The sequence below is a fragment of the Streptomyces sp. NPDC052687 genome (assembly GCF_040678395.1).
GTDB lineage: Bacteria > Actinomycetota > Actinomycetes > Streptomycetales > Streptomycetaceae > Streptomyces.
In genome coordinates, this window is the sequence record NZ_JBFATR010000027.1 from 47,755 (window position 1) to 62,038 (window position 14,284).

A 14,284-nucleotide genomic window follows, 5' to 3' on the forward strand; every position below is an offset into this window, starting at 1 on the left:
CCCTGTCACATCCCTGCCGGGCCGCTCCGTCATACCGGTGCAGTCATCGAAACGGCGCAACGGCAGAGGAGAACACCACCATGAGCGCTCGGCTGAACATCTTCGGCAGCCCCCTCGCCGGGCAGGTCCTGAAGCACTTCGTGGCGGCGGGCAAGGTCCTCGCGGACTCGTCGCTGCCCGCCGCCACGCAGGAGCTGGTGAAGATCCGCGCGAGCCAGATCAACGGGTGCGGTTTCTGCACCGACATGCACACCAAGGAAGCCGCCGCCGCGGGCGAGTCGGCGGTGCGGCTCCACCTGGTCGCGGCCTGGCGGGAGGCGACGGTCTTCACCGAGGCCGAGCGCGCCGCGCTGGAGCTGGCGGAGGAGGGCACCCGGACAGCGGACGCGGCCGGCGGGGTCTCGGACGAGGTCTGGGCCAACGCCGCCAAGCACTACGACGAGGAGCAGCTCACCGCGCTCGTGTCCCTGATCGCGCTCATCAACGCCTTCAACCGGGTCAACGTCCTCGTCCAGCAGCCCGCCGGCGACTACCGGGTGGGCCAGTTCGACTGACCCTCCGCCGCTTTCCGGCGGAGCGGGTCCGCGGTGACCGCCGGCCGCAGCAGCGCCCTCGGCGCGCGCAGAGCGTGCCACAGCCCGAGGGCGAGCGACACGGCGGTCACCGCGAAGCAGCCCCAGAACAGCGCCTCGGCGGTCGGCGCGAGCGAGTAGACGGTGCCGTCCTCCCACAGGCAGTACGCCCGTGGGGGGAACGGCGTCGAGACGCCCCGGACCGCGCCGTCGCCGATCACGCCCTCGCGCAGCGGCTCGGCGGGGCACGGGGCCGTCTCCGGGAACAGGAACGCGTCGTCCGCGGTCATGACGGCCAACCACGCCAGGGCGGCACCCGGCGCGCAGCACAGCGCGACGGCCTTCACCGGGCCCGACAGCAGCGGATACGCGAGGAAACCGCGCAGCGCGACCCAGCAGACCACCAGCGCCACGAAGACCGGGAGCAGCGTCACGCCGCCGCCGCGGTGAGCAGGGCGTACGGCAGCAGGACGGCGGGCAGGGTGACCAGCCCCGGCGTGAGCGGGCGCCGGCGGCTGCGGGGCAGGAACACGTCGGCGATCAGGATGAGCAGCAGCACCAGCAAGCCGGTGACGACGAGTGCGCCCAGCACCCATCCGCTGTTCTCGATCTGGTCGTAGGAGCAGCCGTCCAGGTCGCGCAGCCCGAGGTCGTCGTAGTCGCAGTGCCCGTGGGCCGCGTACCAGCGGGCGCACAGCACCACCACGGTCATCGGGATGCCGATCAGCGTGTTGACCAGCAGCGGCGCCCAGTAGCGGCGTGTCGGCACGCTTCCCTCCCGGTGGTGCACCGACCGGTTCGGTCGACGGTCGACGTGGTCGGAGCGAGGCTCCCCACCTCACCAGAGCGCCGGGGATCGAGCTGTGGCGGAGGCCACTCGTCCGGTCACAGCGCTGTCACAAGATCCACACTTCGCGGGATGCGCGTACGATCGGCCGGTCCCCGTCCGGAGCCCGTCGAGGAGTCCGCGTCCCGTGTCCCCGCTCGTCCCCCGGCCGCGCCCCGCGCCCGCGCCGCTGTCCGTGGAGTGCCTCAGCCGCTGGGAGGACGGCGAGCGGCTGCCCGCGCTGCTCTGGGCGCCGGGGACCGGCCGGCGGATGATCAGCAACGCGGTCCTGGGCGGTGGCATCGGCGAACGCGCCTGGGTGCTCAACGCGCAGGTCGCCCACGGCTATCGCCGCCGCGACCCCGAACGGCACCTGGCGGAGCTGGCGCACGCCATGGGCCTGTCCGGAGCGGGCGTCGGTCTGCTGACGGCGGCCGATGTGTCGGCGTACGCCCACGCCCGCGACGGGGGCGCCGAGGCCGTCGTCACCGCCGGCGTGAGCGTGCGGGGCTGGGCCGCCTCCGCCGGGGAGGGCACCGCCGCACCGCCCGCCCCCGGCACCGTCAACATCGTCGTCGCGCTGCCTGTGGCGCTGACCGACGCCGCCCTGGTCAACGCGGTGGCGACGGCCACCGAGGCCAAGGTCCAGGCGCTCCTGGACGCGGGCCTCGACTGCTCCGGCACCCCCACGGACGCGGTGTGCGTCGCCGCCGCCGTACCGCGTCCCGGAGACGAGGCGCAGGCCTTCGCCGGGCCGCGTTCCCTGTGGGGCGCGCGTCTGGCGCGGGCCGTGCACCGTGCCGTGCGCGCCGCCGTCAGCCCTTCACCAGCAGGCCGCGGCCGCGCAGCACCCGCCGCTCCAGCGGACTGAAGATCAGCAGGTCGATGGCGATACCGACGAGCAGGATCAGGAAGATCGCCAGGAACACCTGCGACATGCTGGCGTTGTTGCGGCCGTTCTCCAGCAGCTGGCCGAGACCGACGCCGAGGTCGGGGGAGGAGGCGATGATCTCGGCGGCCATCAGGGACCGCCAGGAGAACGCCCAGCCCTGCTTCAGGCCCGCGAGGTAGCCGGGCAGCGCCGCCGGGAGCACGATGTGCCGCGCGCCGCGCAGTCCGGTCGCGCCCAGCGTCCGCCCGGCGCGCAGGAACAGCGGCGGGATCTGGTCGATGCCCGCGACGAGGCCGTTGGCGATGGAGGGCACCGCGCCGAGCAGGATGACGGCGTACATCATCGAGTCGTTCAGGCCCAGCCAGATGACCGCGGGCGGCACCCAGGCCACCGACGGCAGCGACTGCAGGCCGGACAGGATGGGGCCGAGGGCCGCGCGGACGAAGCCCACGCGGGCGACCAGGAGTCCCAGCGGGGTGCCGATGGCGAGCGCGAGCAGGAAGCCGAGCAGGCCGCGCGAGACGGACGTCCAGATGTAGTCGAGCAGGGTGCCCTGGAGCCAGGCCGTCTCCACCTCGTCCCAGACGGCGGCCGGGGAGGGCAGCTTGTAGTCGGGCGCCACTTCCGCCAGCACCAGCAGCTGCCACACCACCAGCACCAGCGTGACGGCGGTGACCGGCGGCAGTACCTTGCGCAGCAGGGTCTCGCGCAGCGGGGTGCGGCTGGATTCGACCGTCTCCAGGGCGTCCAGACCGGCCTCCAGGCCGGCCAGGTCGCCGCCGTCCTTGACGGGTGTGCCGGCGGACGTGTCAGTGCTGGCCATGACGGCGGATCTCCCCACGCAGTTCTTCGGTGATCTCGGCGGACAGCTCGGCGACCGGGATGTCCTCCAGGCGGCGCGGCTGCGGGATGCCGACCGTCCACTGGCGCGCGATGCGGCCGGGCCGGGACGACAGCAGCACCACGCGCTGCGCGAGCCGTACCGCCTCGCGCACGTTGTGCGTCACGAACAGCACCGACAGGCCGGTCTCGCGCCAGATGCGGGTCAGCTCGTCGTGCAGCACGTCCCGCGTGATGGCGTCCAGCGCCGCGAACGGCTCGTCCATCAGCAGCAGCCTGCTGTCCTGGGCCAGCGCGCGGGCCAGTGCCACCCGCTGGCGCATACCGCCGGACAGCTCGTGCACCCGCTTGCGGTGCGCGTCCTTCAGCCGGACGAGTTCCAGCAGCCGCTGTGCCTCCGGCCGGCGCTCGGCCTTGGCGACCCCGCGCAGCTTCAGCGCCAGCTCGATGTTCTGACCTGCCGTCAGCCACGGGAAGAGCGCGTGCTCCTGGAACATGAGGGCGGGGCGGCCGTCGGTCGTGACCGAACCGGCGGACGGTTCGTCCAGCCCCGCCACCAGGTTGAGCAGGGTGGACTTGCCGCACCCCGAGGCCCCGAGGAGGGTGACGAACTCGCCCGGCGCGACATCAAGAGTGATGTCGTCCAGGACGAGCTGCCGCCCGGCGGGGCCCGGGAACGACTTCGAGACGTGCTCGATGCGGGCGGCGTACGCGGCCGTCGTGTCCGTACCGTCGGCAACCTTGGCGAGCGTCGTGGCCATGGCCGTCACCTCCTGGGGGCTTCTCGGGATTCGGTTACTCGGCGCCGAGGCCGGCGTCGTCGACGGTGGCCTCGCCCTCGGCCTTGAGGACCTTGTTGAGCAGGGTGAGGTCGTAGATCCCCTTCAGGTCCGGCTGCTCCAGCAGGCCGGCCTTCACCGCGTGGGCGGCCTGGGTGTCGAGGGTGGCGGCCAGCGGGTCGTTCAGGAAGGCGATCGACTTCCAGGCCGGGTCGATGACCTCGGCGGGCAGCGCCTTGCCGGACTCCTGCTTCAGGGCCTCGTTGGCCGCGGCCTTCGCCTGGTCGGGGTTGGCGTTGATCCACTCGTTGCTCTTCACCGCGCCGCGCAGCACGGCCTCGACGACGTCCGGGTGCTCCTTCAGGAAGTCCTGCCGCACGATGATGTTCGTGATGACGAACTTCTTGTCCGGCCACAGGTCGGACTCGTCCAGCAGCACCTTCGCGCCCTCGGAGACCAGCTTCGAGGCGGTCGGCTCGGGCACCCACGCGCCGTCGACGGAACCCGACTTGTAGGCGTCGGGGGTCACCTTGTTGTCGGTGCGCACGACGGAGACGTCGCCCTTGCCGCTCTGCGCGTCGACCGTCCAGCCCTGCTCGGCGATCCAGTTGAGGAACGCGACGTCCTGCGTGTTGCCGAGCTGCGGGGTGGCGATCTTCTTGCCCTTGACGTCCTTGACGGACTTGATCTTCTCCGGGTTCACCACGAGCTTCACACCGCCGGAGGCCGAACCGCCGATGATGCGCAGGTTCTTGCCGCCCGACTTGGTGTAGCCGTTGATGGCGGGGGAGGGGCCGATCCAGCCGATGTCGATGGACTTGGAGTTCAGCGCCTCGATCTCCGAGGGGCCCGCGTTGAAGGTGGCGTACTTCGCCTCGGTGCCGCCCAGTTCCTTCTGGAAGAAGCCCTGTTCGCGGCCGACCAGGGCGGTGGCGTGCGTGAGGTTGGGGAAGTAGCCGATCCGGACCTCGTCGGTGGAGAGCTTCTCGGCGTCCGCCGCGACCTCCGCCCGCGGGGCGTCGTCCTTGGCGTCGGAGCCGTAGCCGCAGGCGGTCAGCAGGAGGGGGAGAGCCGCTGTCACGGCGAGGGCGCGCAGGGTGGTGAGCGGTCGTGCGGCAGACACGGAGGTGTCCTCTCGGGATGGGGTGAACAGGAGGCCTGCGTCAGGCCGTGGGTGTGCCTGGCCGGCCGCCGGCGAAGAGCGGGCGGACGGGTGGCGGAGAGGGTGCGCGAAGGTGCGTCGCGCGAGCCGGTGAGGCTGCGGTCGGTCTCAGACGAGACGGGCTCGGACGAGACGGTCCGGGACGAGACGGTCCGGGACGAGGCGACAGATGGCGCTGGAGACACGGCCGAGATCGATGTGGCGACGCGAGGTCAGCCGAGGCAGGGACGGATCTGTGTGGTCGAGCATGCGGACGGCTACCCCCACAGATTCCTAGTTTTCCTACCTGGTTGCTAGGGATCGTGGCAGAAAGACGCCCCCGCCCCAAGGGGTTGTTCATATGATGGACGCCAGCATCCCGGATGCTGGGATCAGGCGGGGATCAGGGGTTCACCCAGGCGTCCGGGGCGTGGGTCAGGGCGGACACATCCGCAGGCAGCTGGGCCGAGGCGACGTCGGCCAGTGAGACACCCTCGAGGATTTCCCGCACGTTGGACCGCAGCGCGATCCACAGGGGCAGCAACGACTCGGCGGGCCCGGTGTAGGACAGCTCCGGGGGCCGGACTCCGCGCACCGAGACCAGCGGTCCGTCCACGACCCGGATGACGTCGGCGATGCTGATGGACTCGGGGGGCTTCGCCAGCCGGTAGCCGCCGTTGCCGCCGCGCTGGCTGAGCACCAGACCGCCGCGGCGCATGTCGTTGAGGATGCTCTCCAGGAACTTGTGCGGAATGTCCTGGGCGGCCGCGATCGCCTCCGCCTTCAGGGGGCCGTCGTCCCGTGAGGCGGCGAGCTGTAGCGCGGCACGTACCGCGTAGTCCGCCCTGGCTGAGATCCGCATACGGTCATTATCCCGCAGGTCCGGCCCGCCCTGACCGGCGCGGGGTCCGCTCGGCGGGCCCGGGCGGGCGCCCTCCGGTCAGGCCCGGCGTGCCGGTCGCCGCGAGCACGTCAGAGCGGCAGGGCGAGCGAGGGGTGCGCCCCGTTGAGGAAGTAGTCGCCGACGTCGCGCAGGCGGTGGGCGACGGGCTCGTAGAGGGTGTGGGTGCGGGCGTTGCGCCAGAAGCGGTCCAGGCCCAGCCGGGCGGAGGTCGAGCGGGCGCCGACGACGTCGAGGGCGCGGGCGGTGGACTCCTGCGCGGCGCGGGAGGCGGCGGCCTCGGCCATGGCCACCACCACGGCGATCTCCGCGTGCTCCTCGAAGGTGAGGTCGTCACCGCGGGCCAGCCCCGCGGTCACCGCGGCCAGCGCCTGGTCGGCGAGGGCGGACGCGGCCCGCACCAGGACGGCCAGCTCGCCGAACGCGGTCAGCACGTGCGGGTCGTGCGGGGAGCCCACGGGCCAGGCGGGGTGCCAGGGCGCGTGGCCGGCCCGGGCGTAGTCACGGGCCTCGGCGAGCACACCGTCGGCCATGCCGAGTTGCAGCTGGACGGAGAGCAGCCGCCCGACCGGCGAGACCAGTGCGGCCCGGGGCGACAGCACGTCATCGTCCGTGGCCAGCGAACCGACGACGTCGCCGGCGGCCACCGGCGCGGCGTCGAACTCCACACTCCCGCCGGCCGCCAGCCGCTGCCCGAAGGTCTCGGCATCGTTGTCGACGCGTACGCCGGGAGCGGCCGGGTCGACCAGGACGGCGACGGGCTCACCGGTGTCGGCGCGCACCGCCCGTACGGCGATACGGTCGGCCACCAGCACCCCGGTCACATAGCTCTGCCTGCCGTCCAGCACCTGGCCGTCGGCGGTCGGGGTGAGCGCGAGCGAGGGTTCCTGGCGGGCCAGGCCCCCGCCCCAGCACCACTGTTCCGCGGCGGACCGCCGGTCGATCAGGGCGGCGAGCGCGGGCTCGTTGAGGAACCGGGCGCTCCACGAGAGGAAGGTGTGACAGCCCAGCAGCTGGCCGATCGCCCCGTCGGCGGCGGCTATCTCCCGGACGACGGCGTAGGCCGTGGGCCAGTCGGCGCCACCGCCCCCGTGTTCGGCCGGGGTCAGCAGGGTCAGCAGCCCCGCCTCGCGCAGCCGGGACACCTCGTCGAAGGGTGCCTTGCCGGCCTGGTCCCGGACGGACGCGTCCGTGGCGAGGTCGTCGGCCGTCTCACGCGCCACCCGCAGCCAGTGCGCGCGGCCCGGAACCGCCGGTTCGTGCGCCGCCGGTTCGTGCGCCTGCGACTCGGGTGCGGCCGGCTCGGGGCCCGTCGGGTCGGGCACCCTCGGCCCGGGCCTCGTCGGCCCGGCGTCCGTCGGCTCGGACTCCGTGCGCGCGGACTCCGTTCGCTCGGATGCCGTGGCGGGTCGGTGCGGCGCGGGGGCTGTGGGCATGTCGCTCATCCTGCGCACCCTTCTGAACCATCGTCAACACTTTCCTAGTAAATCGATAGGGAAACTAGGGAAACCGGGTCCCACACCCCCGTCCGCCACCGTCCGGACTGCGGGCCGCAGTTGACGAGACATGCGATCTACTGCTCAAGTAAGCGCATGAACGCCGAGCAGCGCCTGGTCACCCGTGACCACATCGACTTCGGTCGCGTGTGGTCCGCCGCGTGTTGCGCCTGATGCGGCAAAGGGCCGTCTGACCGGCCCCTTCTCCCTCTCCTCCGCGGCCGTCCCGGCGACGGGCCGATGACGGCGGGCGGCCTTCGCCGTCCTGCCGTCGGCATCCGCGTCCACACCCGTGCCGCCCCGGCGCCGCAGCCGCGCCCCACCGCGCTGCCGCCATCCCTGCCCCGCCCGAGGCCCGCGTCCGGGCGTCGTCACACCCGTTCACCACCCGGTCCCGCGCCGAGGGCCGCACCACCGTGTCCGTACGCCCCCCCCACGGGCACGGCCCCGCCCCCGGCGCACCCGAGGAAAGGCCCTTTCCCATGCCCGTGAAGTTCCTTGGCATCGCCGCCACCAACGACGGCTCCGAGACCACCCCGCGCTCCGGCGCCGCCTTCGACAAGGAGTACACCCTCCGTCTCGCCCGCGCTCACGAGGAGCACGGCTGGGACCGGGTGCTCTTCGCCTACGGCTCCGGCTCGCCCGACCCCGCGCCGGCCGCCGCGTACATCGCGAGCAGGCTGGACCGGTTGCAGATCCTGCTCGCCCACCGGCCCAACGTCTCCTACCCGACGTTCGCCGCGAAGACGTTCGCCACCCTCGACCAGATCAGCGGTGGGCGGCTGACCGTGCACTTCATCACCGGCGGCAACGACCACGAGCAGGCCCGCGAGGGCGACACCCTCAGCAAGGACGAGCGCTACGCCCGCACCCGCGAGTACATCCGCATCGTCAAGAAGATCTGGACCACCCACGAGCCCTTCGACCACGAGGGCGAGCACTACCGCTTCCACGACTTCGTCAGCGACGTGTTCCCCGTGCAGCAGCCGCGCCCCGCCGTCTCGTTCGGCGGTTCCTCGCCCGCCGCGTACGCCGCCGGCGGCGCGGAGGCCGACATCTACTGCTTGTGGGGCGAACCCCTGGAGAAGACGGCCGAGCAGATCGAGGCCGTCAAGGCCGCCGCGCGCGCCGCGGGCCGCACCGACACCCCCCGCATCCAGGTCGCGTTCCGGCCGATCATCGCCCCCACCGAGGAACTCGCCTGGGAGAAGGCCCACCGCACGGTCGACGCCATCCGCCGGCGCCGCGAGGCGGGAGTCGTCCGCCACCACCGCGGCACGGCGCCCGAGAACACCGGCTCGCAGCGGCTGATCGCCATCGCCGAGGCGGGCGAGCGCTACGACCGCGCCCTGTGGACCCCGACGGCCGCCGCGACCGGCGGCGCGGGCAACTCCAACGCCCTGGTCGGCACCCCGGAGACGGTCGCCCGGGCGCTGCTCGACTACTACGACCTCGGCGTCGACATCCTCTCCGCGCGCGGCTACGACCTGCTGGACGACGCCATCGACTTCGGCCGGTACGTGATTCCGATCGTGCGCGAGGAGGTCGCCAAGCGTGACGCGGAGCGCGCCGCCGCACGGGATGCGGAGAACGCCGCCGCGCGTGACGCCGACGCCACCGCCGAGCACACCGCCGACGCCACCGCCGAGCGCGCCGCCGACCCCAACGCCGCCCACGACGCGGCGCCCCAGTCCCTCGCGGCGGTGCGCGCGTGACCTCCGCTCCCGACCTCACGGTCCTGCGCGTGCCCGTCTCCGACCCCAGAGTGCGGCCCCTGCTGCGCGAACTCGGCGACGAGTACTCCCGCCGGTACGGCAAGGACGCCCACGCCGAGCTGTCCCGCTACCCCGACGAGGAGTTCACCGCGCCGTACGGCGGTGTCCTGCTGCTCCTGCTCGAGGCGGGCGAGCCCGTCGCGGGCGGCGCCTTCCGACGCTACGACCCCGAGACCGCCGAACTGAAACGGATCTGGACGCACTCGGCGCACCGCCGGCGCGGTCTCGCCCGGCGGGTCGTCGCCGAACTCGAACGCGAGGCCGCCGCCCGCGGCTACCGGCGCGTCCATCTGACCACCGGCCCCCGCCAGCCCGAGGCGCGCGCCCTGTATCTGGCGACCGGCTACACCCCCCTCTTCGACACGGACGCCGACCCCGAGACCATCGGCCCGCTGCCCTTCGAGAAGCACCTGCCGGCGAACCGGCGGGCGGGAGCGGCCGTCCGCACCACCGCACCCACGGGAAAGGCGGCCACCCTGTGAACCCCCGCACCACCGCGTCCGCCCTCGGCCTGGCCCTGCTGCCGCTCCTCGCGCTGACCGCCTGCGGCTCCGGCGGCGCACCCGGCACCACCGCCGTGGGCGCCCAGGCGTCCCCCGCGCCGACCCAGGACCCCGTGGCCGCCGTGCGCACCGTGGACTCCATCGCCGCGCTGCTGCCCGCCGACGTACGGGAGTCGGGCACCGTGCGCGTCGGCAGCTCCATCGGTGACCCGCCCAGCGCGTACTACCCGAACGGTTCCGACCAGCCGCCCGCCGGCCTGGACATCGACCTGGCCGACGCGGTCGCCAAGGTCCTCGGCGTGAAACTGGACCGCCAGGAAGCCTCGTTCGAGTCGATCCTGCCCTCCCTCGGCAGCGGCAAGTACGACGTCGGCACCGGCAACTTCGGCGTCACCACCGAGCGCCTGAAGCGGATCGACTTCGTCACCTACATCAACGACGGCCAGGGCTTCGCCGTCAGGAAGGGCAGCACCGCCCTCAAGGGCAAGGTCACCGACCTCACCCGGTTGTGCGGGCTGACCGTCGGCACCAGCGCCGGCACCACCTTCGAGGCGACCCTCGAAGCGGAGAAGGGCGTGTGCGCCAAGGCCGGCAAGAAGCCGTACGACGTGAAGGTGTACTCGGAGGACGCGGCGATCGTCACCGCCCTCCAGCAGGGCCGGATCGACGTGGTGATGTCGACCATCAACGGACTGCGCCACCAGGCGTCCCAGCCCGCGGCCCGCACCACGTTCCTCGGCGAGTACCGCCGCCTCGACGTCGGCTTCGCCTTCAAGAAGGGCTCCCCGCTCACCAAGGCCTTCCAGGCCGCGGTCAACGAGCTGATCGAGGACGGCACCTACGCGAAGATCCTCGACAAGTGGGGCACCACCGCCTCCGCGATCGACGCCTCGCGGATCAATCCGCCCGAGCACAGGTGACCCATGAGCAGCGACACCCTCTCCGCGCCCGCCAGACGACGGGACGACACGGCCACCGAGTTGAAGATCGTCCCCGCCCGGCACCCGGCCCGCTGGGCCGCCGCCGTCGCCGTCCTCGTCCTGGTCGCCCAGTTCGCGCACGGCCTGGCCACGAACCCCGTCTGGGAATGGCACGTCTTCGCCGACTACGTCTTCTCCGAGACGATCGTCCAGGCCGTGTGGGTCACCCTCCAGCTCACCGCCTACGCCACCGTCCTCGGCTTCCTCCTCGGCACCGTGCTCGCCTTCATGCGGCTGTCGCACAGCCCGGTGCTGCGGACCGTGGCGTGGACGTACATCTGGATCTTCCGGTCCATCCCGATGATCGTCCAGCTGGTGTTCTGGTTCAATCTGAGCGCCCTGTACGAGCGGCTGGGCGTCGGCATCCCCTTCGGCCCGGTGTTCTGGTCCGTCGACAGCAACAGCCTGATCGGCACCATCGGCGCCGCCGTCATCGGACTGACGCTCCATCAGGCCGCCTACGCCGCCGAGATCGTCCGCGGCGGTGTCCTCGCCGTCGACCCGGGCCAGCTGGAGGCCGCCGCCGCGCTCGGCATCCCCCGGCTGCGCCAGATCCGCCGGATCGTGCTGCCCCAGGCCATGCGGGCCATCCTGCCCACGGCCGGCAACGAGATCATCGGCCTCCTCAAGGGCACCTCGGTGGTCTACGTCATGGCGATCGGCGAACTGTTCTACCAGGTGCAGGTGATCTACGGCCGCAACGGCCGGGTGATCCCGCTGCTGCTCGTCGCCACCGCCTGGTACGTCGTCCTGACCACCGTGCTGTCGGTCGCCCAGTACTACGTCGAACGGCACTTCGCCCGCGGCGCGAACCGCACCCCGCCCCCCACCCCGCTCGAGCGCGCCCGGCGCTTCGTGAGAACCCTGGGAGAGAGCCGATGAGTCAGGTCATGGTGGACGTCCACGGCGTCCACAAGAGCTTCGGCCCGCAGGAGGTGCTGCGCGGCGTGGACCTCCAGGTCCGCACCGGTGAGGTCACCGTGATCCTCGGCCCGTCCGGCTCCGGCAAGTCGACCCTGCTGCGCACCATCAACCACCTGGAGAAGGTGAACCGCGGCTGGATCAGCATCGACGGCGAACTCGTCGGCTACCGCCGCTCCGGGGACAAGCTGCACGAGCTGAAGGAGAAGGACGTCCTGAAGCAGCGGACCAACATCGGGTTCGTCTTCCAGAACTTCCATCTCTTCCCGCACCTGACCGTGCTGGAGAACATCGTCGAGGCCCCCGTCTCCGCGCTGCGCCGCCCCCGCGCGAGCGTGACCGAGACGGCCCGCCGGCTGCTCGACCGGGTCGGCCTCGCCGACAAGGCCGACGCCTATCCGCGCCAGCTGTCCGGCGGTCAGCAGCAGCGCGTGGCCATCGCCCGCGCGCTCGCCCTCGAACCCAAGGTGCTGCTGTTCGACGAACCGACCTCCGCGCTCGACCCGGAGCTGGTCGGTGAAGTCCTCGACGTCATCAAGGACCTGGCCGCCAGCGGCACCACCATGATCGTCGTCACCCACGAGATCGGCTTCGCCCGCGAGGTCGCCGACACCGTCGTCTTCATGGACGCCGGCGTCGTCGTGGAACAGGGGCCGCCCGCGGCCGTCCTCGACACCCCGCGGCACGAACGCACCCGCGCCTTCCTCTCCAAGGTCCTCTGACCCTTTCCTTCCCGACCGCTCTCATCCCGCATCCCGCATCTCTCATCTCGTTCCGTACGCAAGGAGAACCACCGTGTCCACCCTCGCCCGCCGTACCACCGCAGCGGCCCTCGGACTCGCCACCGCCCTCGTCCTCGCCGCCTGCGCCAACCCCGACGACGGCGGCACCACCGAGGTCGCGGACACCAAGGGCACCAAGACCAAGATCAACACCAGCCCCGACCAGGACCGCGTCACCACCGAGAAGGTCGACTCCATCGCCGCCCAGGTCCCCGCGGAGATACGCGAGAGAGGCACCCTGGAGATCGTCGACTCCTCCGGGTCCGCCGCGCCGCTCACCTTCTTCGCCACCGACAACAAGACCGTCATCGGCGTCGAACCCGACATCGCCTACCTCGTCGCCGACGTGCTCGGCCTGAAGCCGCACCTCAACACCGTCTCCTGGGAGAACATCTTCGTCGGCCTGGACAGCGCCAAGTACGACGTCGGCTTCAGCAACATCACCGTCACCGAGGAACGCAAGGAGAAGTACGACTTCGCCACCTACCGCGAGGACAACCTCGGCTTCGAGGCGAAGAAGGGCAGCGGCCTGCAGGTCGACGGGCCGGAGGACGTGGCCGGCAAGACCGTCGCGGTGAGCAGCGGCACCAACCAGGAGAAGCTGCTCATCGAGTGGAGCGAGGACAACGAGAAGGCCGGCCGCAAGCCGGTGGACATCAAGTACTACCAGAACGACAGCGACACCTACCTCGCCCTCCAGTCCGGCCGGATCGACCTCTACCTCGGTCCCAACCCCACCGCCGCCTACCACGCGGCCACCACCGGCAAGACCGAGGTCGTCGGCACCTACTCCGGCGCCGGAGCCGACCTCCAGGGCCTCATCGCGGCCACCACCAAGAAGGACAGCGGCCTGGTGAAGCCGCTCGCCGCCGCGCTGAACGAGATCATCCGCAACGGAACCTACGACCAGGTCCTCAAGCGCTGGGGGCTGTCCGACGAGGCCGTCACCAAGTCCGAGATCAACCCGCCCGGACTGCCCAAGACCGCCCAGTAGCCACCCCGCCCGACCCACACCGAAGGGTTCCCCATGGCCACCGTCCTGTCCGTCTCCGGAAGCCCGTCCGCCACCTCCCGCACCGCCCGGCTGCTGCGCCATCTGGACCGGCGGCTGACGGCCCAGGGGCACGAGGTGATCCCGCTGGACGTCCGCACCTTGCCCGCCGAGGCGCTGCTCGGCGCGGACGTCCGGCACCCGGCGATCGCCGAGGCGACCGCCCTGTTCGCCCGTTCCGACGGCGTGGTGATCGGCACCCCCGTCTACAAGGCGGCCTACTCCGGGCTCCTGAAGTCCCTGCTCGACCTGCTGCCGCAGTACGCCCTGACCGGCAAGACGGTGCTGCCGCTGGCCACCGGCGGCACCACCGCGCACGTCCTCGCCATCGACTACGCCCTGCGCCCGGTGCTCAGCTCCATGGGCGCCGGACACATCGTCCAGGGCTGGTTCACCCTCGACAAGGACATCGCGGTGACGGAGGACGGCAAGCTCTCCGTCGCCCCCGGCGCCGCCGAGGCCCTGGTCCACGTCGTCGACCAGTTCTCCGCCGCCCTCGACGGCCGCAGGACCCTGCTGGCGGCCGCCGGATGAGTACCTGCGGGAGCCCGTCGGTCCCCACAGCCGGCGACCGGCTCCCGCCGGCCCGCCCGGACGCGGGACCGCCCGCCCGGACGCGGGACCGCCCGCACGAAGGCGGGACCGCCCGCACGCAGGCGCGGCCGCCCACCCGGAAGCGGCCACGCACCGCACGACCATGAAAGGCCCGAGCCGTCCACGCCCCCTTGACGGAACACCACGGCGGACCGACACTCCCTGAGAGATTCCCTAGCGGACAGGTAGGAAATGATGGAGCGTCCGGAGTCGTCCGCGGACCGCGCGGCA

General features: G+C 72.1%; 17 protein-coding genes. 9 read left to right on the top strand and 8 right to left on the bottom strand.

What is annotated here, in order from left to right; translation table 11 throughout:
- Positions 1-80: 80 nt before the first annotated feature.
- Complete coding sequence (locus AB0K92_RS21530) at positions 81-554, top strand: carboxymuconolactone decarboxylase family protein (RefSeq protein ID WP_365925127.1); 474 nt, start codon at positions 81-83, stop codon at positions 552-554.
- Here AB0K92_RS21530 and AB0K92_RS21535 read toward each other — a convergent pair.
- A complete protein-coding gene (locus tag AB0K92_RS21535; protein WP_365925129.1) occupies positions 530-1,006 on the bottom strand; it encodes a hypothetical protein in 477 nt (158 codons plus the stop codon). The two genes, AB0K92_RS21530 and AB0K92_RS21535, sit on opposite strands and share 25 nt — an antisense overlap.
- Positions 1,003-1,341, bottom strand: coding sequence for a hypothetical protein (locus AB0K92_RS21540; protein ID WP_365925131.1), 339 nt, complete (start codon positions 1,339-1,341; stop codon positions 1,003-1,005). The genes AB0K92_RS21535 and AB0K92_RS21540 overlap by 4 nt, the downstream gene beginning before the upstream one ends.
- A gap of 205 nt (positions 1,342-1,546) precedes the next feature.
- Here AB0K92_RS21540 and AB0K92_RS21545 point away from each other — a divergent pair, with 205 nt between their 5' ends.
- Complete coding sequence (locus tag AB0K92_RS21545) at positions 1,547-2,269, top strand: adenosylcobinamide amidohydrolase (RefSeq protein ID WP_365925133.1); 723 nt, start codon at positions 1,547-1,549, stop codon at positions 2,267-2,269.
- Here AB0K92_RS21545 and AB0K92_RS21550 read toward each other — a convergent pair.
- The 6 genes from AB0K92_RS21550 to AB0K92_RS21575 form a co-directional block, all read right to left on the bottom strand.
- Positions 2,214-3,113 (bottom strand): ABC transporter permease, encoded by a 900-nt coding sequence (locus AB0K92_RS21550; protein WP_365925135.1) that lies wholly within the window; start codon positions 3,111-3,113, stop codon positions 2,214-2,216. The genes AB0K92_RS21545 and AB0K92_RS21550 overlap by 56 nt on opposite strands.
- A complete protein-coding gene (locus AB0K92_RS21555; protein ID WP_365925138.1) occupies positions 3,100-3,891 on the bottom strand; it encodes an ABC transporter ATP-binding protein in 792 nt (263 codons plus the stop codon). Before AB0K92_RS21555 ends, AB0K92_RS21550 begins: the two co-directional genes overlap by 14 nt.
- Positions 3,892-3,925: 34 nt before the next feature.
- A complete protein-coding gene (locus AB0K92_RS21560) occupies positions 3,926-5,032 on the bottom strand; it encodes an aliphatic sulfonate ABC transporter substrate-binding protein (protein WP_365925140.1) in 1,107 nt (368 codons plus the stop codon).
- Between the two features lie 147 nt (positions 5,033-5,179).
- Positions 5,180-5,320 carry a putative leader peptide gene (locus AB0K92_RS21565; protein WP_365925142.1) on the bottom strand — a complete coding sequence of 47 codons (141 nt, stop codon included), beginning with the start codon at positions 5,318-5,320 and terminating at the stop codon, positions 5,180-5,182.
- A 133-nt stretch (positions 5,321-5,453) separates the two neighbouring features.
- A complete protein-coding gene (locus AB0K92_RS21570) occupies positions 5,454-5,912 on the bottom strand; it encodes an Rrf2 family transcriptional regulator (RefSeq protein ID WP_365925144.1) in 459 nt (152 codons plus the stop codon).
- Between the two features lie 110 nt (positions 5,913-6,022).
- On the bottom strand, positions 6,023-7,180 hold the full coding sequence (locus AB0K92_RS21575; protein ID WP_365925211.1) for an acyl-CoA dehydrogenase family protein: 1,158 nt from the start codon (positions 7,178-7,180) through the stop codon (positions 6,023-6,025).
- Between the two features lie 749 nt (positions 7,181-7,929).
- Here AB0K92_RS21575 and AB0K92_RS21580 point away from each other — a divergent pair.
- From AB0K92_RS21580 to ssuE, 7 genes are all read left to right on the top strand, one after another.
- The gene (locus tag AB0K92_RS21580) at positions 7,930-9,162 is read left to right on the top strand and encodes an LLM class flavin-dependent oxidoreductase (protein ID WP_365925146.1); all 1,233 of its coding nucleotides are present in this window, start codon (positions 7,930-7,932) and stop codon (positions 9,160-9,162) included.
- The gene (locus tag AB0K92_RS21585) at positions 9,159-9,704 is read left to right on the top strand and encodes a GNAT family N-acetyltransferase (protein WP_365925148.1); all 546 of its coding nucleotides are present in this window, start codon (positions 9,159-9,161) and stop codon (positions 9,702-9,704) included. The genes AB0K92_RS21580 and AB0K92_RS21585 overlap by 4 nt, the downstream gene beginning before the upstream one ends.
- Entirely contained in the window at positions 9,701-10,645 is a 945-nt protein-coding gene (locus tag AB0K92_RS21590; protein WP_365925150.1) for an ABC transporter substrate-binding protein, read from the top strand. Before AB0K92_RS21585 ends, AB0K92_RS21590 begins: the two co-directional genes overlap by 4 nt.
- 3 nt (positions 10,646-10,648) lie before the next feature.
- On the top strand, positions 10,649-11,587 hold the full coding sequence (locus AB0K92_RS21595; protein WP_365925152.1) for an amino acid ABC transporter permease: 939 nt from the start codon (positions 10,649-10,651) through the stop codon (positions 11,585-11,587).
- Positions 11,584-12,348, top strand: coding sequence for an amino acid ABC transporter ATP-binding protein (locus AB0K92_RS21600; protein ID WP_365925154.1), 765 nt, complete (start codon positions 11,584-11,586; stop codon positions 12,346-12,348). Before AB0K92_RS21595 ends, AB0K92_RS21600 begins: the two co-directional genes overlap by 4 nt.
- 73 nt (positions 12,349-12,421) lie before the next feature.
- Positions 12,422-13,402 carry an ABC transporter substrate-binding protein gene (locus AB0K92_RS21605; RefSeq protein ID WP_365925156.1) on the top strand — a complete coding sequence of 327 codons (981 nt, stop codon included), beginning with the start codon at positions 12,422-12,424 and terminating at the stop codon, positions 13,400-13,402.
- 33 nt (positions 13,403-13,435) lie between these two features.
- Positions 13,436-13,993 carry an NADPH-dependent FMN reductase gene (gene ssuE / locus AB0K92_RS21610; RefSeq protein ID WP_365925159.1) on the top strand — a complete coding sequence of 186 codons (558 nt, stop codon included), beginning with the start codon at positions 13,436-13,438 and terminating at the stop codon, positions 13,991-13,993.
- The last annotated feature ends 291 nt before the right edge of the window (positions 13,994-14,284 follow it).